This is a genomic window from Chryseobacterium daeguense DSM 19388 (assembly GCF_000430825.1).
In the GTDB taxonomy this organism is placed as follows: Bacteria; Bacteroidota; Bacteroidia; order Flavobacteriales; family Weeksellaceae; genus Chryseobacterium; species Chryseobacterium daeguense.
Genome location: NZ_AUMT01000004.1, coordinates 77913 through 99286 on the forward strand (window position 1 = coordinate 77913; position 21374 = coordinate 99286).

22 protein-coding genes are annotated in these 21374 nt (G+C 36.6%); 13 read left to right on the top strand and 9 right to left on the bottom strand.

Annotated features, from left to right (window positions below; translation table 11 throughout):
• Nucleotides 1-25: 25 nt before the first annotated feature.
• From purC to H560_RS0106980, 4 genes are all read right to left on the bottom strand, one after another.
• Nucleotides 26-745, bottom strand: a complete 720-nt coding sequence (purC, locus tag H560_RS0106965) for a phosphoribosylaminoimidazolesuccinocarboxamide synthase (protein WP_027379369.1) — start codon at nucleotides 743-745, stop codon at nucleotides 26-28.
• Nucleotides 746-779: 34 nt separating this feature from the next.
• On the bottom strand, nucleotides 780-1475 hold the full coding sequence (locus tag H560_RS0106970; RefSeq protein WP_027379370.1) for a DUF3307 domain-containing protein: 696 nt from the start codon (nucleotides 1473-1475) through the stop codon (nucleotides 780-782).
• Nucleotides 1472-2083: a SatD family protein gene (locus tag H560_RS0106975; RefSeq protein ID WP_027379371.1), complete on the bottom strand. Its 612-nt coding sequence runs from the start codon at nucleotides 2081-2083 to the stop codon at nucleotides 1472-1474. Before H560_RS0106975 ends, H560_RS0106970 begins: the two co-directional genes overlap by 4 nt.
• 170 nt (nucleotides 2084-2253) lie before the next feature.
• The gene (locus H560_RS0106980) at nucleotides 2254-4110 is read right to left on the bottom strand and encodes an endonuclease (protein WP_027379372.1); all 1857 of its coding nucleotides are present in this window, start codon (nucleotides 4108-4110) and stop codon (nucleotides 2254-2256) included.
• 191 nt (nucleotides 4111-4301) lie between these two features.
• Here H560_RS0106980 and H560_RS0106985 point away from each other — a divergent pair, with 191 nt between their 5' ends.
• The 13 genes from H560_RS0106985 (at nucleotide 4302) to H560_RS0107050 (ending at nucleotide 17570) form a co-directional block, all read left to right on the top strand.
• Complete coding sequence (locus H560_RS0106985; protein ID WP_027379373.1) at nucleotides 4302-5441, top strand: acyl-CoA dehydrogenase family protein; 1140 nt, start codon at nucleotides 4302-4304, stop codon at nucleotides 5439-5441.
• Between the two features lie 23 nt (nucleotides 5442-5464).
• Complete coding sequence (locus H560_RS0106990) at nucleotides 5465-5962, top strand: DinB family protein (RefSeq protein ID WP_027379374.1); 498 nt, start codon at nucleotides 5465-5467, stop codon at nucleotides 5960-5962.
• A gap of 205 nt (nucleotides 5963-6167) precedes the next feature.
• On the top strand, nucleotides 6168-9098 hold the full coding sequence (locus H560_RS0106995; protein WP_034752355.1) for a reprolysin-like metallopeptidase: 2931 nt from the start codon (nucleotides 6168-6170) through the stop codon (nucleotides 9096-9098).
• Between the two features lie 323 nt (nucleotides 9099-9421).
• Complete coding sequence (locus H560_RS0107000) at nucleotides 9422-9889, top strand: pyrophosphohydrolase domain-containing protein (protein ID WP_027379376.1); 468 nt, start codon at nucleotides 9422-9424, stop codon at nucleotides 9887-9889.
• 1 nt (nucleotide 9890) lies between these two features.
• A complete protein-coding gene (locus H560_RS0107005) occupies nucleotides 9891-10457 on the top strand; it encodes a TlpA family protein disulfide reductase (RefSeq protein WP_027379377.1) in 567 nt (188 codons plus the stop codon).
• 3 nt (nucleotides 10458-10460) lie between these two features.
• Complete coding sequence (locus H560_RS0107010; RefSeq protein WP_027379378.1) at nucleotides 10461-11066, top strand: DUF4230 domain-containing protein; 606 nt, start codon at nucleotides 10461-10463, stop codon at nucleotides 11064-11066.
• A 45-nt stretch (nucleotides 11067-11111) separates the two neighbouring features.
• Complete coding sequence (locus H560_RS0107015; protein WP_027379379.1) at nucleotides 11112-11297, top strand: hypothetical protein; 186 nt, start codon at nucleotides 11112-11114, stop codon at nucleotides 11295-11297.
• A gap of 202 nt (nucleotides 11298-11499) precedes the next feature.
• Nucleotides 11500-13419: a threonine--tRNA ligase gene (thrS, locus tag H560_RS0107020; protein ID WP_027379380.1), complete on the top strand. Its 1920-nt coding sequence runs from the start codon at nucleotides 11500-11502 to the stop codon at nucleotides 13417-13419.
• Nucleotides 13420-13599: 180 nt separating this feature from the next.
• Nucleotides 13600-14100 carry a translation initiation factor IF-3 gene (gene infC / locus H560_RS0107025; RefSeq protein WP_175608770.1) on the top strand — a complete coding sequence of 167 codons (501 nt, stop codon included), beginning with the start codon at nucleotides 13600-13602 and terminating at the stop codon, nucleotides 14098-14100.
• Between the two features lie 211 nt (nucleotides 14101-14311).
• Entirely contained in the window at nucleotides 14312-15133 is an 822-nt protein-coding gene (locus H560_RS0107030) for an alpha/beta fold hydrolase (protein ID WP_027379382.1), read from the top strand.
• 490 nt (nucleotides 15134-15623) lie between these two features.
• Nucleotides 15624-15821 carry a 50S ribosomal protein L35 gene (gene rpmI / locus H560_RS0107040; protein ID WP_002979658.1) on the top strand — a complete coding sequence of 66 codons (198 nt, stop codon included), beginning with the start codon at nucleotides 15624-15626 and terminating at the stop codon, nucleotides 15819-15821.
• Between the two features lie 121 nt (nucleotides 15822-15942).
• On the top strand, nucleotides 15943-16287 hold the full coding sequence (gene rplT, locus H560_RS0107045; RefSeq protein WP_027379384.1) for a 50S ribosomal protein L20: 345 nt from the start codon (nucleotides 15943-15945) through the stop codon (nucleotides 16285-16287).
• Nucleotides 16288-16397: 110 nt separating this feature from the next.
• Complete coding sequence (locus tag H560_RS0107050) at nucleotides 16398-17570, top strand: M28 family peptidase (protein ID WP_027379385.1); 1173 nt, start codon at nucleotides 16398-16400, stop codon at nucleotides 17568-17570.
• Nucleotides 17571-17641: 71 nt separating this feature from the next.
• On the opposite strand, the gene hisIE is transcribed toward H560_RS0107050, so the two are convergent.
• From hisIE to hisB, 5 genes are read right to left on the bottom strand one after another with little or no spacing between them, the layout of a single operon-like run.
• On the bottom strand, nucleotides 17642-18232 hold the full coding sequence (gene hisIE / locus H560_RS0107055) for a bifunctional phosphoribosyl-AMP cyclohydrolase/phosphoribosyl-ATP diphosphatase HisIE (protein ID WP_027379386.1): 591 nt from the start codon (nucleotides 18230-18232) through the stop codon (nucleotides 17642-17644).
• Nucleotides 18229-18981, bottom strand: coding sequence for an imidazole glycerol phosphate synthase subunit HisF (gene hisF / locus H560_RS0107060; RefSeq protein WP_027379387.1), 753 nt, complete (start codon nucleotides 18979-18981; stop codon nucleotides 18229-18231). Before hisF ends, hisIE begins: the two co-directional genes overlap by 4 nt.
• Nucleotides 18974-19696: a 1-(5-phosphoribosyl)-5-[(5-phosphoribosylamino)methylideneamino]imidazole-4-carboxamide isomerase gene (hisA, locus tag H560_RS0107065; RefSeq protein WP_027379388.1), complete on the bottom strand. Its 723-nt coding sequence runs from the start codon at nucleotides 19694-19696 to the stop codon at nucleotides 18974-18976. The genes hisF and hisA overlap by 8 nt, the downstream gene beginning before the upstream one ends.
• 2 nt (nucleotides 19697-19698) lie before the next feature.
• Nucleotides 19699-20277, bottom strand: coding sequence for an imidazole glycerol phosphate synthase subunit HisH (hisH, locus tag H560_RS0107070; protein ID WP_027379389.1), 579 nt, complete (start codon nucleotides 20275-20277; stop codon nucleotides 19699-19701).
• A gap of 1 nt (nucleotide 20278) precedes the next feature.
• Entirely contained in the window at nucleotides 20279-21373 is a 1095-nt protein-coding gene (gene hisB / locus H560_RS0107075) for a bifunctional histidinol-phosphatase/imidazoleglycerol-phosphate dehydratase HisB (protein ID WP_027379390.1), read from the bottom strand.
• Nucleotide 21374 lies beyond the last annotated feature (1 nt).

Genomic DNA, 21374 nt, shown 5'->3' on the forward strand with positions numbered 1-21374 from the left:
TATCTAACTTCTAACTTCTAAAAATTTACTTGCCCAGTAAATTTTTCAGGCGGTTGTGGATCTCAACGTAAGCTTCAGTAACTTCTCCTAAGTCTCTTCTGAATCTGTCTTTATCCAATTTCTTCATGGTATCTTTATCCCAAAGTCTGCAAGTATCAGGAGAAATTTCGTCTGCTAAGATGATCTCACCATCTGAAGTTTTACCTAGTTCAATTTTAAAATCAACCAGGATAATATTCATTTTGTCGAAAAGATCGATCAGAATTTCATTGATATCTGAAGTTAATTCATACATTTCGTCAAGCTCTTCATACGTGGCAGCTCCTAAGAAAACAGCGTGGTGATCATTGATAAGCGGATCTCCCAACTCGTCTTTTTTGTAGCAGATATCGAAAATGGTAACCGGAGATTTAATTCCTTCCTCCACTCCTAATCTTTGAGCCATACTTCCTGCAGAATAGTTTCTAACAACCATTTCCAAAGGAATGATGGATACTTTTCTTACCAATTGCTCTCTTTCGTTCAATTGTTTAATGAAATGAGTCTTAATCCCTTTTTCATTTAAATATTCAAAAATAAGAGTGGTGATGGCGTTATTCATTTCACCTTTAAGATCTACAGATCCTCTTTTTTGAGCATTAAATGCCGTAGCATCATCTTTGAAACGTACTACAACCTGATCAGGATTATCGGTAGCAAATACCTGTTTTGCCTTACCTTCGTACAACATTTCTAACTTTTCCATTTTCTAAAATTACTTTTTATTAGATTTATATTATTTATTTAATTAAAATTCCTGTTAAAACGGCCATTCCAAAGCTCAGCAATGTACCGATTAATACATATTCCGTCAGCTTCCGCTGCTTGGCCTGCGCCAGGTCACTGAATCTGAAAACAGATTTTGCGGCTACCATAAAACCTACGCCTTCCCAATGATTGACAACAATAAAGGTGAAGACTAATAAACGTTCCAAAATCCCGATATATTTTCCGGCACTTGATAAAGATTCGGTTTGTATATTGCTTTGTGTCTCCGGAACGGGTGTCCATGAAGACAATAATATTTTGATAAAAACAGAAGCTGGTGATGTTAAAAACAAAGCTGCCATCACTATTTTTAAAGTTTCCTGATCTTTTAAAAAATCAAAATTAAATTCATTATAATAAAAAGAAACTCCAGCAATTACCAAAACATGAAGAAGCTGATCAATAAAAAACCAGCTTTTTTTATTTTTAATGGTCTGAAAGCTCAGTTTACAGGCATCAATAATAAAATGTGAAATCCCCACCAAAACAGCGACCCACCAAAGCTTCAGGTCCCAAAGGAAAATAAAACTTAAAACGGTATGAATCAGAACGTGAAGGTACAAATATTTACTCTTCAGTTTACGATTTTCTTTGTCAGCAACCCAAGAGTCTGGCTGAAGAACAAAATCTCCAAGTAGATGTGCCAATATGAGTTTGATGAAAATCATGCTTCTAGTTCTGAAATTTTCTTTTTAAAATATTGATTGGTTTCTACGATCAGTTCATAGTTTGCGCGTTTCAATCTCTGGCTTACCGATGATTGAGAGATTGCAAATTTTTTCGCCAAATCTTCCTGTGTAATATCTTGATTCATCACCATTTCGTGGATGATCTCTGCTGTTGCCACCGTCCAGTTATCAAAGTCTTTTGATGACCATTTCAGTAAAATATTAAGGTCTCTGTCTAGAGAATCACTTGAGGTTTTGATAGATACGGTATGTCCGTCGTTCTTAAGGTCGTTCAGCAGCCTTCCGGAATATACATAAGCTGTTCCGTTCGATTCAGTGATTTTCTCGGATGAAAAATTTTCTTCCCCAATACCGATTGCAATCCTTACATCTAAATTTTCCTGAGTTTTTATTAATGATTTTATGGCTAAGAAACGCCAGAACACGTCATCAATATTGCATTTTAGCTGAAACTCATCCCCTCTGTAGATTTCCCATGTGTGAGGAGCGCTTCCCCAGTTTTCGAGAAGATTTTTAAGTTTAGTAATCCAAACTTCCGTTTCCGCTTGTTGTGAATTTATAATATCTCCGGTGATGACCGCTATCATTCTGCAAATATAAGCATAATTACTTATAAATAAAAGATATAAGCATAAACCCTTATAGATATTGATTATTAGTGAATATGCTTATGTCGATGATGTTTGTAAAATGCTGATTTAGGACTTTTTAATTAAAACCTTCAAGGTTTTTGAAGTCTTGAAGGTTTAAACGGTTGTTATTTTTTAATAAACTGATAAACCTTTTTATCAAGCTTTAATAAATAGGTTCCTGTTGATAAGTTTTGTACTGAAATGTTTTTCTTATTCTTAAACGGAGTTTTTTCAGTATAAATTAGTTTTCCGGAGAAATCTACAATCTGCGCAGACTTCATATCTTCGGTTTTTCCGCTTACGAAAAGGTTTTCATGAACAGGATTCGGGTAGATTTTAATTTCATTTTTAGCTAAAATAAAATCAGTCGCAGAAAGTGTTCCCAAATTCTGGCAGAAGTCTGATGCGTAAGAATCCCACTCGGAAATAGTAAATGTGGTGGAAGGCTGGTTAATATTTGTTTTTCTGTATAAAGAAACATTTCCTAAGGAATTATTAGTACTAGAAACTCCGATAGCATCTACTGTGGAGTTTTTATATCTCAATTCAATATATTGGCTTCCTGAAAACGTCATTTGAGGTGCTGCTGTTACAAACTTCGCCTGATTAATGGTGAAGCATGAAAAATTAGCATTTGGATTCAAAACAACAAAAGTTTCATTATTCTGAACAGTTCCTTCCAGTTCATAAGGATCCGGGAAATAGTAATTACTTCCGCTTGGAAACTGAATGGATAATCTGTAATCGCTTAAATTCACAGGATGCCCTGTTGTATTGGTAATTTCCAGGCCTTTATTATTGGATGTTCCTTCCAGATACTTTGTTACCATTAAGTCTTTAGCATACATATCCGTAGCCAGTGTTGTAGTTGTGGCTGTATTGCTGTCCGGAGAAAGCAGATACCCGTTGTCGTATGCTTTTACAGTGAAATTATAGGTAGTGGATGGTGTTAAGTGGTCAATACTTATGGTTGAGCTCTTGGTGGAGGCTACTAAAGTCCCGTTCTGATAAATTTTATAGCCGATAACATCTGTACTTGAACTTGGGGTCCAGCTTAATGTTGCAAAATAAGCGCTGTTTTGAGTTATCGTTAAATTGGTAGGAGTTTGTGGCGTAGATGCGTCAGGGGTCTGTCCCCAAATGGCATTCACCCAAGCTGGATTATCAATAAAGGGATTCCTGTTTTTTTGAAGGGTATAAACAGCATTATTTCTGTCTATTTCCTTTTGAGATACGGGATCCTGCTGGTGCCATTGAAGAAGCATTGCTATATAAGCCGGATCGAAAGCTCTTTCTTCGGTTCCGTCCAAAGGATTGGTATCGGAAGCAGGATTTACATTATTATTAAAATTAAAAGTTCCTAATTTACCTTCATATCTTACTGCAAAATACAGTAAACTTCTGGCTACATCACCCTTAAATTCATTAATAGGCTCATAAACCCTTCCCGTATAAGTAACTCCCGGAATGGCACAGTTCCCTATTCTTGAAGAATTTGTGAACGCATAATATATAGTAGACCCTACAATTCCGTAAGGATAATTGCTTCTTAGCTGATTGATCCTTGCATCTGTGGGAACCACATAAAACAGGTCGGAATACATAGGATAATTACTGTAAAAAGTACTTTGAGGCATCATGTGCTCACGGTTCCAGCCCTGGCCTTCTGCAGAAGCGCTTCCAATGATATTGGCGGTTGTGTATTCGTAAGCATCAGCTCCTGTAGGATTTTCAGAATACATATCTAATAATAAGGTTGTATTCGTAGCGTCATGATCATAATATTTATCCAAATCGGTTTGATTGTAATAATTGGTAAGATCACCATAATGCCAGTTGATATTTTTTGCAGAAATAATATCATGCAGTTTGGATTTCAGTGCATAGCCTGTAAGGCCGGAGGTTCCGTCATAATATCCTGCCGGAGCTTGGGCAAAAAAACAGGCTGAAATTAAAATAAGAGGAAGTAAAATTTTTTTCATGCTTTAAAAATTGGGAGCCTAAAATAGTAAAATAAACAGCTTAAAGTTCGGAAAAATTTATTAAATAATAATTAATTTTTAAAATGTAAAAAATTGAAAATTAAAGTTTTGCGAATAGGGTTCTATGGTTTGAATAATTTTTTTGGACGTTCAGGCAATTTGGTTATCTTTGGGAACTAACTATTATCTATATGAATACAGAGACTATTGACAACATTAAAATGATAGCAGAAACGGCAAAAGAATTTGCTGAAAAAAATATCAGACCAAATATTATGGAGTGGGATGAAAGTCAGACTTTTCCAAAAGATTTATTTCATCAGTTAGGTGAGATGGGCTTTATGGGAATCGTTATTCCTGAGCAGTATGGAGGGTCCGGTCTTGGTTATCACGAATATGTTGCGATTCTTGACGAGATTTCTCAGGTAGACCCTTCTATCGGTCTTTCTGTAGCTGCACATAATTCACTTTGTACCAATCATATCTACGAATTCGGAAACGAAGAGCAGAGAAACAAATGGCTTCCTCAGCTTGCTTCCGGTAAAGTAATCGGGGCTTGGGGATTAACGGAACATAATACAGGTTCAGATTCAGGAGGAATGTCTACTACAGCAGTAAAAGACGGAGACGAATGGATCATTAACGGAGCTAAAAACTTCATTACACACGCAATTTCCGGTGATATTGCAGTAGTAATGACAAGAACAGGGGAAAAAGGAGCAAAAAATAACTCTACGGCTTTCGTTTTAGAAAAAGGAATGGCCGGTTTCACTTCCGGAAAAAAAGAAAACAAACTAGGAATGAGAGCTTCCGAAACGGCAGAATTGATTTTCGATAATGTACGTGTTCCGGATTCTCACAGGTTAGGTGAAGTAGGAGAAGGTTTTAAACAGGCTATGAAAATCCTTGACGGGGGCAGAATTTCTATTGCAGCCTTAAGTTTAGGAACAGCGAGAGGAGCTTACAAAGCTGCTTTAAAATATGCTAAAGAAAGACATCAGTTCGGGAAATCTATTTCAGAATTCCAGGCGGTGAACTTTATGCTGGCTGATATGGCAACGGAAATTGATGCTTCAGAATTATTGATCCAAAGAGCGGCAACCTTGAAAAACGCCAAGCAAAAAATGACAAGAGAAGGTGCAATGGCAAAACTATATGCTTCCGAAGCTTGCGTAAGAATCTCTAACAATGCGGTTCAGATCTTCGGTGGATACGGCTATACAAAGGACTTCCCTGCTGAAAAATTCTATAGGGATTCTAAGCTTTGTACCATCGGTGAAGGTACTTCTGAAATCCAGAGACTGGTAATCGGAAGAGATATTACAAAATAAATTATTTCAAAAAACATAAACAAATGATTAAACAAGCCCTTTTAGGTGAGTTTCTGCATGAAGCGGAAAGCACCAGAAAATTATTGAAAGTAATTCCGGACACTGCTCTGGACTGGAAACCGTCTGAGAAAAACTGGACTACCGCTGAGCTGGCTTCTCACGTTGCAGAAGTTTACAATTGGTATGATGCAACCTTCAACCAGGATATTTTTGATATGGGAAGTTACCAGTATAACAAAGGTGATATTTCAAAAGCTGAAAATATTGTAGCAAAGTTTGAAGAAAATCTGGCTAAAGCTCACAAAGCTATAGAAAATTGGGACGAAAACACCATGATGAACGAATGGAAAATGGAAATGGGTGGCAACACCATCTTCCCTCCTATGCCGAAAATCCAGGTGATCCGTTCTTTTTTATATAATCATTTGTATCACCACAGAGGTGAATTGGTAGTTTACCTAAGATCTACCGGAAATAAAGTTCCGGGATTGTATGGACCGACTGCCGATGATAAGTTTTAGAAATTTAGAATTATATCATTAATAAGTGAATAGCACACGTATTTTGCGTGTGCTATTTTCTTTTTTTGAGAAAATGAAAATTTCGTTATAATTAATGTATTGCATAATATTTTTAACCGATAATCTAAAATTTTCTTAAAAAATTTTGTTTTTCATAATAAAAAATTTATTAGCTTTGATATTCCACAATCAAAAGAGAATTTATATGAAAAAACAATTATCGTTGATTGGAATGCTTCTACTATCAGGCATTTCATTCGCGCAGACTGATCGTCTCTGGTCTGAAAATTCAGGAAAAACAACTTCCCCAATCTTTGAAAACAAATCAGGCATTAACAATCCGAAGATCTACAGCCTTGATATCAACGGATTAAAAAATGTCCTCGCAAAAGCTCCTAAAAGACTTGCGGCAGGAGAAAAATCAGAGATCATTATTTCTTTTCCCAATGCTGAAGGAAGAATGGAAAATTTTAAAGTAAGAGAAAATTCCAACTTCGATCCTCAGCTGGCGGCAAAGTATCCGGATATCAAATCTTATGTAGGTGAAGGCCTCGGAGATTCCGGTTCTACAGTGTACTTCAGCGTATCACCATTAGGCTTATCATCAATGGAAATTTATGGCGATAAATCTGCCGTTTTCATTGAGCCTTACACCAAAGATCTTTCAATGTATGTGGTTTACAAAAAATCAGATAAAAAAGATGATCTTAATAAGTTTGAATGTACCGTGGTAGACGTGGCTCAAAAAGGAATTTCAAATTCAAATCTGGCAGCAAGGCCAAATGCAGATGATGCCAAACTTAGAACGTTCAGGCTGGCTCTTTCTTCTACTGGAGAATACACAGCTTATTTCGGTGGTACAAAAGCCAATGCTTTAGCTGCTATGAACAACACCATGACCCGTGTAAACGGAGTTTTTGAAAAAGATTTTGCTGCAAGAATGGTTTTAATAGCCAATAATGATGCAGTAATTTACACAAGTTCTTCCTCAGACCCTTATTCTCCGGCCTCCCAGATGAATAACTGGAATTCTCAGCTGCAATCTACTTTAACATCGGTTATCGGAGAGGCAAATTATGACATCGGCCATTTATTCGGAGCTTCTGGCGGCGGCGGAAATGCAGGCTGCATCGGATGTATCTGTACAAACGGCTCAAAAGGAAGCGGATACACTTCACCGGCAGACGGCATTCCTTCTGGAGATAATTTTGACATTGATTATGTAGCTCACGAAATGGGGCATCAGTTCGGTGGAAATCATACTTTCTCCCATGGAAATGAAGGAACAGGTGTAAACATGGAACCGGGTTCCGGATCAACAATTATGGGATATGCGGGAATTACCAGCCAGGATATCCAGCCGCATTCGGATGCTTTCTTCCATGCGGTAAGTATTCAGCAGATCACGAATAATATTAAGGCTAAAACCTGTCCGGTAAGCACAAACACAGGAAATTCTATTCCAACGGCAAACGCAGGTTTGGATTACACAATCCCGAAAGGAACTCCGTTTATGTTAACCGGAGCAGGAACAGATGCTAACGGTGATGCTTTAACCTATATCTGGGAACAGATGGATAATGCCTCCAATTCTCAGACAGGGGCAAATTCTGCTGCAAGTGCTACTAAAGCTTCCGGGCCTACTTTCAGATCCTGGACGCCACAGACTACTCCGACGAGATATTTCCCAAGAATGGCATCAATATTAGCCGGAGCAACTACAACGGCAGGCTCGGAAATTACTGTTGAAGCCTTATCCAACGTTGCAAGATCGTATAATTTCAGATTTACTGTTCGTGACAACAGAGCCGGAGGTTCAGGAAATAATTCCGATGATGCAGTGATCACGGTAAACGGAACAGCAGGACCTTTTACGGTAAGCTCACAAAATTCAGCAACTTCATACACTGGCGGAACCTCACAAACCGTAACATGGAATGTGGCAGGAACTACAGCCAACGGTGTGAACGCAGCCAATGTGGATATTCTTTGGTCTACAAACTCCGGAGCAACATGGACTACCCTGCTTGCCGGAACTCCAAACGACGGTTCTCAGGCGGTAACTATTCCAAATTCAGCAACAACTACAGGAAGAATTATGGTAAAAGGTTCAAATCATATATTCTTTGACGTAAATAATGCAAATATCACTGTAAATGCAGGTTCGGGAGGTACAGATACTACAGCTCCTACAGCGCCTGTACTGGCAGCTTCAGGCACGACTTCTACTAGCACAAATCTTTCATGGTCAGGAGCAACAGACAATGTGGCGGTTACAGGCTACGATGTTTATCAGGGTGCTTCACTGATCGGTTCCACAGCATCTGCTTCATATACTGTAACAAGCTTGACTCCTTCTACAACATACAGCTTCTCAGTAAAAGCAAAAGACGCTGCAGGAAACCTTTCCCCATCCAGCAATACGGTGAGTGTAACAACGCTTGCAGGAAGCTCGGTAACTTACTGCTCGGCAGCGGCTACCAATACAGCTGATGAAAGAATCGGAAATGTAAAATTCGGTACTATTAATAATACATCTACAGGAACTGCAGGATATGAAAACTTTACAGCAATTTCTACCAATGTAACAAGAGGATCGGCTTACACTATTTCTGTAACCCCGGTTTGGACTTCCACAACTTACAGTGAAGCTTACGCAGTTTATATTGACTACAATGGTGACGGCGACTTTACAGACAGTGGAGAACTGGCATGGTCTAAAGCTGGTTCTACAACAAGCCCGGCTACAGGATCTATCACCATTCCGGCATCAGCGGCCATCGGAAATACAAGAATGAGAGTAATGATGAAATACAGCTCTGTGCCTACTTCATCTTGTGGAACATATACGTACGGACAGGTGGAAGATTATACTTTGAATATTGTTTCATCAGGAAGAGGAGAAACAGTTGGTACAGCAGATTTATTGACTGATATCAAATTATATCCAAATCCGGCAAGAGATATTCTACATATTTCAAATACAACGTCCGAAGACTATAAAATCTTCGATATGGGTGGAAAACTAATCAATTCAGGAAAACTCGAAAGAGGCTCGGTGAACGTAAGCGGCCTGATAAAAGGAGCTTATATGATCCAAATAGGAGAAATCACTAAGAGATTTATTAAAAACTAATCCCCATTCAATGTTTAACATTGAGAAAAGGCTGTACGGAAACGTGCAGTCTTTTTTATGAGTAATAAATAATGGGTAATTTTAGTTATGAATTATGAATTATGAATTATGAATTATGAATTATGAATTATGAATTATATTTCCATTATCACACTGAGGATTATGCGCGCTGTCATGCTGAATACAAAGCTTTCGAAGCGTCTTGTTAAGATTATTTCTTCATCAGACTGGCAACAGTGAAAATGAATCTGTTTAAAAACCTAAGCCCTAATTCCTAAAATCTAAAACCCAATCATTATATTTGCCTTTAAATAAAAAAAATTATGGATAAAATTGACAGTCTGAACCAGGTAGCAGAATTCCACACCACTTTCAAAGCCCCTATTTTAGATACACCACAAATTCCTTCTCCGGAAAGGTGCAACCTTAGGGTAGAACTTTTACAGGAAGAATTAAATGAGCTGAAACAGGCCATCGCGGATAATAACATCGTAGAAATTGCTGATGCGTTATGTGATCTGCAGTATGTTTTGAGCGGAGCGGTTCTGGAATTCGGACTTGGCAGTAAATTTGTAGAGCTATTCAACGAAGTTCAGCGTTCCAACATGTCGAAAGCATGCGATAATGAAGAGCAGGCACAGGAAACAGTTGAATTTTACAAAGCTAAAGACGTAGAGTCATTTTATGAAAAATCAGGAGAAAAGTATAATGTTTACAGAAAAGCAGATCATAAGGTATTGAAAAATAAATACTACTCCCCTGCAGATTTAAAGACAATTATTGAAAAATAGTATGAAAAAATTTATTACGAATATTGCTGTCGTTTCCTGTATGGCATTCACGGCACAGTATTTCAGCGCACAAAAAGTGGTGGTAAACCGCGAAGTTGAAACTACAAATGATGGTAAAATGCTGTTGGGCAACCAGCTGAAAAGCCAGTTCCTGAAAGCTCCGTATGCCGACTGGTATGTGAAGGAGCACGATGAATATGCAGTAGACCAGAAGGCCATAGCAGAATTGAAAAAAGCAAAATTCACCAGTTATGACTTAGTCGTTTTTATGGGTACATGGTGTGAAGATTCTCACAGGGATTTTCCAAGGTTGATGAAGATTCTGGAAGAATTAAAGTATCCTGAAAATAGATTAACCATTATTGCTGTAAACCGTAAAAAAGAATCTCCAAATGGCGATGAAGGCCTTTATAATATTCAGAAAGTTCCTACCATTATTGTTCAGAAATATGGAAAAGAGCTGGGAAGAATTATAGAAATGCCTACTACCGGCTATATTGAGAGAGACCTTGTAAATATTGTAAAGAAAGACGACAGCTCTGTAATTAAAGAAATTTTTAAGAAGTAAAATTTGAGAAACATTAAGATTTTAGTTCCGTTTTTGGCCGGGATTGTCCTGATGGGCATTCTGTTTTTCAGCTTTAGATCCTGTTTTAATCCTACTCAAAAAACGGAAAAATCGGATTATTATATTCTGACCAATCAGATTTCAAAGATGAATAAAATGGTAGTTCTGGAGCAGAATACTTCCTCAATGCAGAAAACCAAAATGGGCTATGAATTTTTTGGTAAAGAAGTGACAAGCAACAGTATTATCACTTATACAAAAACCACGGCTCAGGTTTCTTATGATTTGAATAAAATGAAGCTGGAGGTAGATTCCATCAATAAAAAATTGATTATTAAAGAACTTCCTGATGCAGATATAAGAATTACACCAAGTGTTGAAATTCAGTCAATGGATGATTCCTTCATCAACAGGATTTCCGAAAAAGACATTAAAAACGTAACGCAGAAAGCGAAGCAGGCCGCTATTAATTCTATTAATCAAAACCAGCTGAGAAACGAAGGAAGGGAACAATTAATGGAAAATCTTAATAATATTTTCGTTTTGGCAAAGGCTTTGAATTATACCATAGAAGATCAGACGGGAAAAATAGGTGTCCTCGGACTTTAAAGTTTTTACCTGAATTCTGAACTTTTAACTTTAAAATTTTAAGCTATGAATTCGCAAGAAAACGACCAGAAGAAAGAATCTGCCAACAATGCAGAAACAAAAAAGCAGAATCAGGATTTCCCAAATATTCCTGCTTCGTCAAAAAAAACAAATCCACCTGATGTAGATAAAGAAGATGTTCAAAAATCTTCAAAAAACAATAAATCGGGCAAAACAGATAATACTAAGTGAAAGCTTAGTATTTTTTTGTTTAACATTAAATCTGAAATAAAATATGCTTTAACTTATTCATAATGAGCATGTGAAAAATTTGAGAATAATTGAAAACGGATTTATTTAAAGATTAGTATTAATTCTTATTGTAAATCCACCTTAATATAGCTTTTTAAATAAAAAATGCGTATTTTTGCATCTTAAAATTTCTTAGTAAACAATGATAAAAATTACACTTCCAGACAATAGTGTCAAAGAATTCGAGGCAGGAGTTACTCCGCTTGATGTGGCAAAATCTATAAGCGAGGGATTGGCTAGAAATACCATCTCCGCAGTTGTTAATGACCAACAAGTAGAAACCACCACACCTATCACCACGGATTCCACGGTACAGCTATTGACATGGAATGATGATCTTGGTAAGAAAGCCTTCTGGCATTCTTCTGCCCACTTGCTGGCGCAGGCTATCCTTGAGTTTTATCCTAATGCTAAGTTGACCATCGGTCCTGCTATCGAAAACGGATTCTATTATGATGTAGATTTCGGTGACGAAAGTTTATCTGATAAAGATTTTGAGAAGATTGAGAAAAAAGTGTTGGAAAATGCTAAAAAAGGTTCAACTTTTTCTCTTTACCCTGTTTCTAAAGAAGAAGCATTAAAAACGTATGCAGATAATCCTTATAAAGTAGAGCTGATTTCTAATCTTAATGACGGGGAAATCACGTTTGTAACTCATGATAACTTCACAGATCTTTGTCGTGGAGGGCACATTCCGAATACAAGCATCGTAAAAGCTTTTAAAGTTTTAAATGCTGCCGGAGCGTACTGGAGAGGAAACGAAAAAAATCCTCAGCTTACGAGAGTTTACGGTATTTCTTTCCCTAAGCAGAAGGATTTAACGGAATATCTTGAAAGATTAGAAGAAGCAAAAAGAAGAGACCATAGAAAATTAGGTAAAGAATTGGGTATTTTCGCTTTCTCTGAAAAAGTAGGTGCCGGATTGCCGCTTTGGCTGCCAAAAGGTACTGCTTTGAGAAGAAAACTGGAAAATTTCCTTTCTGCAGCTCAGAAAAAAGGAGGTTATGAATTTGTAATGTCACCACACATTGGTGCAAAAGAATTATATGTAACTTCAGGACACTGGGATAAATATGGAGCAGACAGCTTCCAGCCGATCAAAACTCCGAATGAAGGAGAAGAATTCATGCTGAAGCCAATGAACTGCCCTCACCACTGTGAAATCTATAAAACTTCACAATGGAGCTACAGGGATTTACCGAAAAGATATGCGGAATTCGGGACTGTTTACAGATATGAGCAAAGCGGAGAGCTTCACGGATTAACAAGGGTTCGTGGATTTACTCAGGATGATGCCCACCTTTTCTGTACTCCGGATCAGCTTTTGGGAGAGTTTGAAGCGGTAATCGATCTTGTATTGTACGTTTTCAAATCGTTAGGCTTTGAAGATTTTGTGACTCAGGTTTCTTTGAGAGATCCTGATAACAGAGAAAAATATATCGGTTCTGATGAGAACTGGGAAAAAGCAGAAAATGCAATCATCACAGCAGCGAAAAATAAGAATTTAAAAACTGTTGTTGAATATGGTGAAGCAGCATTCTACGGTCCGAAGCTGGATTTCATGGTGAAGGATGCTTTAGGCAGAAAATGGCAGCTTGGAACTATTCAGGTGGATTACAATTTGCCGGAAAGATTTGACCTTCATTATATCGGAAATGATAATGAAAAGCACAGACCGGTAATGATCCACAGAGCGCCGTTTGGTTCTATGGAGCGTTTCATCGCTATTCTGCTTGAAAATACTGCAGGTGACTTCCCGTTGTGGTTGGCTCCTGACCAGTTTATCATTCTTCCGATCAGTGAAAAATATGTAGATTATTCGAAAAAAGTTTCACAATTTTTAGAAAATCACGATATTAGCGGACAGATTGACGACAGAAACGAAAAAACAGGAAAAAAAATCCGTGATGCGGAATTAAATAAAATCCCATTCATGCTTGTAGTAGGAGAAAATGAGGAGAAGGATGGCACAATTTCTGTAAGAAGACGTGGTGAAGGCGATCTTGGAGTAATGAACATGGAAGATTTTGTTGCATATTTCAAGAAGGAGTCCGCTATATAAAATTTAATTAAGAGATTAAGTTATTTAGGGATTAAGAATTAACATTAAATATTTCTTAATTTCTAAATCTCTGAATTTTTTAATTTTTAGAATAAGATTAACCAATAAAATTATAATACAATAGCACAAAGATTTAACAACAGGGGCCCACAGAGACGTCCGGTACAGGAGGACGCTCACTTGATCAACGATAAAATTCGTGTGAGAGAGCTTCGTTTGGTGGGCGATAACGTAGAGCCGGGAGTTTATCCAACTGACAAAGCAAGACAGATTGCTCAGGAGCAGGAATTGGATCTTGTAGTGATTTCCGACAAGGCTGAACCGTTTATTGCAAGGATACTGGACTATAAAAAGTTCTTATACGAGCAAAAGAAAAAGCAGAAGGAACTGAAAGCCAAGCAGGTGAAAGTAGTTGTAAAAGAGATCCGTTTCGGGCCTCAGACTGATGAGCACGACTATGAATTTAAGAAGAAGCATGCTGAAAAATTCCTTGAAGAAGGTTCAAAATTAAAAACCTACGTATTTTTTAAAGGGCGTTCTATTATCTTTAAAGATCAGGGAGAGATTTTGCTTCTAAAACTGGCTCAGGAACTTGAGCACGTCGGAAAAGTAGACCAGCTTCCTAAACTTGAAGGAAAGAGAATGATTATGATGATGAGTCCTAAAAAGCCGGCTAAATAATCTATAGCCAGATCATTAAGATCTGATTACGATATAAACCTCAAAGAAATTTGAGGTTTTTTTATTTTATATATATTGATTAATTAATTATTAAAATTTATCTTAGATCAATATTATGATAAAAAAATTCCTCTACATTTGCTTTATAAATAAGAAACAGAAACTTATTTAGATCAAAAATAAATTATTAATACATTAAACTTTAAAAGCAATGAGCACACTTAAATTAAAAGACGGGACAGAAATTTTTTACAAAGATCAGGGCGAAGGACCAGTACTAATGTTTCATCACGGATGGCCGCTATCATCAGATGACTGGGATGCGCAGGTGATCTTTTTTTTACAGAAAGGGTATAGAGTAATTGCACACGACAGAAGAGGCCACGGACGCTCCAGCCAGAATATTTACAACCATACCATTGAGCAGTATGCTTCTGATGCAGCTGAGTTGGTAGAATTTCTTGATCTGAAGGATGTAATCCATATCGGGCACTCTACAGGTGGTGGTGAAGTAATCCGTTATGTAAATAAATATGCGAACGGCAGAGCGAAAAAAGCAGTATTAATAAGCGCAGTTCCGCCGGTAATGGTAAAAAGTGAAAATAATCCGGATGGTGTTCCAATGGAAGTTTTTGATAATATCAGGGATCAGACTTTGAATAACAGAAACCAGTTTTATATTGATCTTACTTTCCCTTTTTACGGGTATAACAGAGAAGGTGCAGATGTAAAAGAAGGTGTGCAGAGAAACTGGTGGAGACAGGGAATGATGGGTGGTATCGTAGCTCATTATGACGGTATTAAAGCTTTTTCCGAAACGGATTTTACAGAAGACCTGAAATCTGTTGATATTCCTGTTCTTTTACTTCACGGTGAAGATGACCAGATTGTGCCAATTGAAAATTCAGCGATAAAATCAGCGAAGCTATTGAAGAACGGAAAACTGATTACTTATCCGGGGTTCCCTCACGGAATGCCTACTACAGAGCATGAAACAATCAATAGAGACCTTTTGGAATTTATAGAATCATAATTCTTTTCTAAATAAATTAGAAGCTGCAATCGGGATCCGGTTGTAGTTTTTTATTTAATGATTTTATTGATTTTGGGACTGTGGCTGTCACGATGGAAAGGTATTAGCTTTCAGATTATTCAGTGAAGTTTTTACTGAAGCTTTAATTGAATTATAAATTTAATCAAAGATATAATTAAAAAGACTAAAATTTCTATGGTGGCTGAGGCTCTCGAAGCCACCAGTCCTGCTACCCTAGCCCAGATTGCAACGACATCCTTTTTGATTGCGGGCGCAGCAAAGCGGAGCCCGTAACCAAAAAGATACAGTGGAAAGCTGGAATAGCTTCTAAGAAATGAATATTGCATTAAAGTACGACATCAGACTTTCTTTTCCGTATAAAATATCTTTCCAGTATCAGTTTTTTTCCGTAATTTTGCAAACTATTATTCCACGAATTGCGGGAATAGCCAAACAGATATTGATAACAAAACAATAAAAAAGCAAAGCAATGCCAAAATTAAAAACGAAATCAGGTGCTAAAAAGCGTTTTGCTCTTACCGGTTCTGGTAAGATCAAAAGAAAAAATGCTTACAAAAGCCACATCTTAACTAAGAAAGAGACTAAGCAGAAGAGAAATCTTACTACTACTTCTTACGTAGCTAAAGTGGACGAAAAAAGTGTTCAACGTCAATTAGCAATTAAGTAGTTTTTATAAATCTATATTCGGTTTATAAGAATTCAAAACAAATTCAAAATTTTAACCCTGAAATGGAGCCTCTAAGAGTAATGAAACAATTACCGCACATTTCAAAAAAACAATTTAAATTATGCCAAGATCAGTAAATGCCGTAGCTTCAAGAGCTCGCAGAAAGAAAATTTTTAAGCAAGCTAAAGGTTTTTTCGGTAGAAGAAAGAACGTTTGGACTGTAGCTAAAAACGCGGTAGAAAAAGCAATGCAATATGCTTACCGTGGTAGAAAAGAGAAAAAGAGAAACTTCAGATCTCTTTGGATCACGCGTATCAACGCTGGTGCAAGAGTGCACGGAATGTCTTACTCTCAGTTTATGGGAGCTCTTAAAAAGAACAACGTTGAGCTTAACAGAAAAGTTTTAGCAGATTTAGCAATGAATCACCCTGAAGCTTTCAAAGCTGTTGTAGATCAAGTAAAATAATAAATGTAGAATTTTTGTTATCAATATAAATCCTGAGTTTTTTGCTCAGGATTTTTTTATTATTTACATTTGCTCTTAAAATTATTGAATTTCTAAAATTTTCTTTGAAAGTGAAAAAAATAACGACTCTTCTACTCTTTTCTTTAGCAGTTTATAATTTAAACGCGCAAAGCTTTATCCAGGCTTATCAGAACAGGGCCAATATGGTTTCCCAGTCGAATATCACAACGATGCTGCAGGAATTTGAATTGCTTGGTGTGAAAACTACAGGTTCTGCTGCCAACACGAATGCCTTAAACTGGCTAAAGGCAAAATACCAGTCGTACGGATATTCTGCAAACCAGGTTTCAGAAGACCCTTTTACTTTTGGAGGAAATATCAGTTCAAAAAATTTGGTTATTACAAAAACAGGAACTACCTATCCTAATACCTATGTCATTATCTGCGGCCATTACGATACCGTAACAGGACCGGGTGTAAGTGACAATGGAAGCGGAACATCAATTATCCTGGAAGCGGCGAGAATTTTAAAGGATATTCCGACCCAATATTCCATTAAGTTTATTCATTTTTCAGGTGAAGAGCAGGGTTTACAGGGAAGCGCTCATTACGCAGATAATGTTGTTTTCCAGAATAATATTCGCCAGCTGGATGTTCGTCTTGTTTTTAACATAGACCAGGTAGGAGGCAAAATAGGAAATGCAAATACTGCGATTAAATGTGAAAGCGATCAGGCAGGAGTTTCTACGAACGATGCACAGTCACTGGCCTTTACCCAGCAGCTTGCTAATTGTACCACGCTTTATTCTCCATTGCAGGCGGTAATGTCAAACGCATACTCTTCGGATTATATTCCTTTTGAGCAAAATGGTGACATCATTACCGGATTTTATGAAAATGTAAGAAGCTATAACGAACATACTGTGAATGATACGTTTGCAAATGTAGACCCTACTTATGTTTTTAATGCCGGAAAAGCGGCTGTGGGGGCTTTACAGCATTTTGCAGTGGCTACAACCGTATTAAGCACTAATGAAACAGCTGTAAACTCGCTGGAGTCTGTAAAAGTATATCCAAATCCTGCAAAAGATACTTTGCATGTGGAACTTCCAAAAGATATTAAAAGTTTCAACCTTGAAATCACAGATCTTACGGGACGCAGGATTTTAAGCAGTGAAAATGAAACTAAAATCAATGTATCGGGTTTGTCGAATGGAACCTATTTGTGTACCGTTAAAGCTGATGATAAAACTGCAGTACGAAAAATCATCATTGAAAAATAGTTTTAAAAATAATATAACCTAATCCTGAGCTTACCTCAGGATTTTTTTATTGTTATGGATTCTTTAAAATTTTACTTATTTTCTCTGGAAACAAGAATTTCTTCAATATCCTCCAAGCCTGTATTTTTAGCTTTCAACAGAATTAAAAAATGATAAAGCAAATCTGCAGCCTCATTTTTAAAGAGAACATCATTGTCATCTTTTGATTCAATAACCAATTCTACAGCTTCCTCTCCCACTTTTTGAGCTATTTTATTGATCCCTTTTTGAAATAAAGAATAAGTATAGGATCCCGCTGTTTTTTTATCAATCCTTAGGTTTATTTTTTCCTCCAGTTCATACATAAAACCTTTACAATTTTTATTGCCAAAACAGCTGAAGCTTCCTGTATGGCAAACTACATTTGTAGGAATAGCTTTAATTAAAATTGTGTCATGATCACAATCCGCATCCATACTTTTTACCGTTAAAAAATTTCCGGATTCTTCTCCTTTTGTCCAAAGCCGGTTTTTTGAGCGGCTGAAAAAAGTTACAACTCCCTCATTCTTAGTTTTCTCAAAGGCTTCATCATTCATATAGCCTAACATCAAAACCTGTAATGTTCTGTCGTCCTGAATAATAACTGGTACCAGTCCGCTATTTTTATCAAAATTAATTTTCATCGTATTGCAATTTTTTTAGATTTTAATTCACTTTTCAAATCCTGAATATTTACTTCCCCAAAATGGAAAATATTTGCCGCCAAGCCTCCTGTAGCTTTCGTTTTGGTAAAGACATCTTCAAAATCTTTCATTGTTCCTGCACCGCCGGAAGCAATTAAGGGAATATTTATATTTTCAGAGATCAACTTTGTGATTCTCAGATCAAAACCGCTTTTCGTTCCGTCTCCATCCATCGAAGTCAAAAGAATCTCTCCGGCACCTGACCTTTCAGCTTTTTTTGCCCAATCCAATGTTTTGAAATCTGTAATTTCCCGTCCTCCTTTCACGTGAACCCAATCTGAGCCGTCAATAAACTTTGTATCGATTGCTACCACAATACATTGACTTCCAAATTCTTTTGCTAAGTCTGAAATTAATTGAGGATTTTTAACCGCAGAAGAATTGATACTGATCTTATCTGCTCCGGCTTCCAGCAATTTCCGCACATCTTCTATGGTTGAAATTCCGCCGCCTACTGTAAAAGGAATGCTTAATTCTTTTGCAATCTCTTTAACCAAATCAACGAAAGTTTTTCGCTTTTCAATGGTAGCGGTAATATCCAGAAAAACCAATTCGTCCGCTCCGTCATTTTCGTATTTTTTTGCTAATTCAACAGGATTTCCGGCATTTCTCAACCCTTCAAAATTGATTCCTTTTACGGTTGTTCCGTCTTTTATATCTAAACAGGGTATTATTCTTTTTTTAAGCATTTTCAATAAATTTATGCAATTCTTTCAGTTCTATTTTCCCTTCATAAATAGCTTTTCCGATAATTGTTCCCGAACAGCCTATTTCTTTCATTTTATGAATATCATCGATACAGAAAATACCTCCACTTGCCACCAGCTGAATCGAAGTTTGATTTAAAATATCCTTATATAAATTCGTGGAAGGGCCACCAAGCATTCCGTCTTTGGATATATCGGTGCAGATAACATTTTTTACCCCTTTTTTCTGATATTTAAGAATAAAATTAATGACATCTTCATTGCTTTCTTCCAGCCAGCCGGAAGTTTTTATTTTTCTGTGATCACAATCCGCTCCCAGAATAATTTTCGCTGAACCGTATTTTTCGATTAAATTAAAAGAAAACTCAGGATCCTGAACCGCAATGCTTCCGATTGTAATTTGCTTTGCTCCCGAATCAAAGGCAATTTGTATATCTTTCAGTGTTTTTAAGCCACCTCCAAAATCTATTTGAAGAGAAGTTTCTCTTGCAATATCCTCCAGTACTTTTTGATTTACAATATGCTTGGATTTTGCACCATCTAAGTCTACAAGGTGTAAAAATTTAATTCCAAAACTCTCAAATTCTTTAGCAACTTCGATTGGATTTTCATTGTAAATTTTTTTAGTTTCATAATCACCTTTCGACAGGCGTACACATTTTCCGTCGATAATGTCAATTGCAGGAATAATTTTCATATTTAAAGTTGTAAAAAGTTATATAATAACTGACTCCCGATTCTGCCTGATTTTTCAGGGTGAAACTGCATTGCATAAAAATTGTCTTTTTGAAGCGAGGCACTGAAAGGCAGTATATAATCGCATACAGATGTTGTATTTTCTGACAATTCGCAGTAGAAACTGTGCACAAAATAAACATCATTTTCTTCGTTAATTCCAGAATATATATCTGATTTAAAATCTGAAATGGTATTCCAGCCCATATGCGGAACAATATCTTTTGAAGGGAATTTTTTCACATTTATATCAAAAATTCCCATTCCGGCAGTATTTCCTTCTTCATTATTCTTACACATCAACTGCATTCCCAGGCAAATTCCCAACACAGGCCGTGTCAAATTTGGAATTAATTGATTTAACCCTTTTTCCTTTAAAATTTTCATTGTTGAAGAAGCTTCTCCAACGCCCGGGAAAATCACTTTGTCAGCGTTTTTAATCAACTCAAAATCATCCGTAATGATGGACTCCGCGTTTAATCTGTTTAATGCATTCTGAACAGAATTCACATTTCCTCCGTTATATTTTATAATGGCTATCATATTACAAACTTCCTTTTGTTGATGGTACATTAAAATTATTATCTGTTTGATTAACAGCTATTTTTATTGCTCTTGCAAAGGCTTTGAAAATAGATTCAATTTTGTGGTGTTCGTTTTCGCCTTCCACTTTAATATTTACATTGCATTTAGCTGAATCGGTGAAAGATTTAAAGAAGTGCTCAAACATTTCCGTTGGGACATCGCCTATCTTTTCGCGTCTGAAATCTGCATTCCATACCAGCCATGAACGTCCTCCAAAATCAAGTGCAACCTGCGCCAGACAATCATCCATAGGAAGCAGAAAGCCATACCGTTCGATTCCTTTTTTCTTTCCTAATGCTTTTAAAACAGCTTCTCCCAAAACAATTCCCGTATCTTCAACGGTATGATGTTCATCAACCTGCAAGTCTCCTTTTACTTTAATTTTTAAATCTAAATTACCATGTTTAGAAATCTGCTCAAGCATATGATCAAAAAAGTGTAATCCCGTTGAGATCTCGGACTTGCCGCTTCCGTCAAGATTCACTTCCATTTCAATAGCTGTTTCATTTGTTTTTCTTGTTACTTTAGATTTTCGCGGAATTTGTTTTAAATATTGATAAATTTCACTCCAGCTATCTGTCGTCATATCTGCATTTTCATTCTGAATTTTATTAATGAAAATTGATTTTGATCTTAAATTTTTTGCCAGCTCAATATCTGTTAATCGATCTCCGATCACAAAAGAATTTTCAAGATCATAATCGCCGTAAATATATTTTCCAAACATCCCTGTTCCAGGTTTTCTGGTAGGTAAATTTTCGTTTTCAAAACTCCTGTCTATTAAAATATCGTTGAAAATAATCCCTTCATTTTCAAATGCTTTTAACATTTTTTCATGAGGTTTTATAAAATCTTCATAAGGGAAACTTTCCGTTCCTAAACAATCTTGATTGGTTACCATGACCAGCTCAAAATCAAGTTCTTTTACAATTTTTGAAAGGTTTTGAAAAACTTCCGGATAAAATTCAAGCTTTTCCAAAGAATCGACCTGAAAATCAATTGGCGGTTCTAGTATTAAAGTTCCGTCCCGATCTATAAATAATACTTTTTTCATC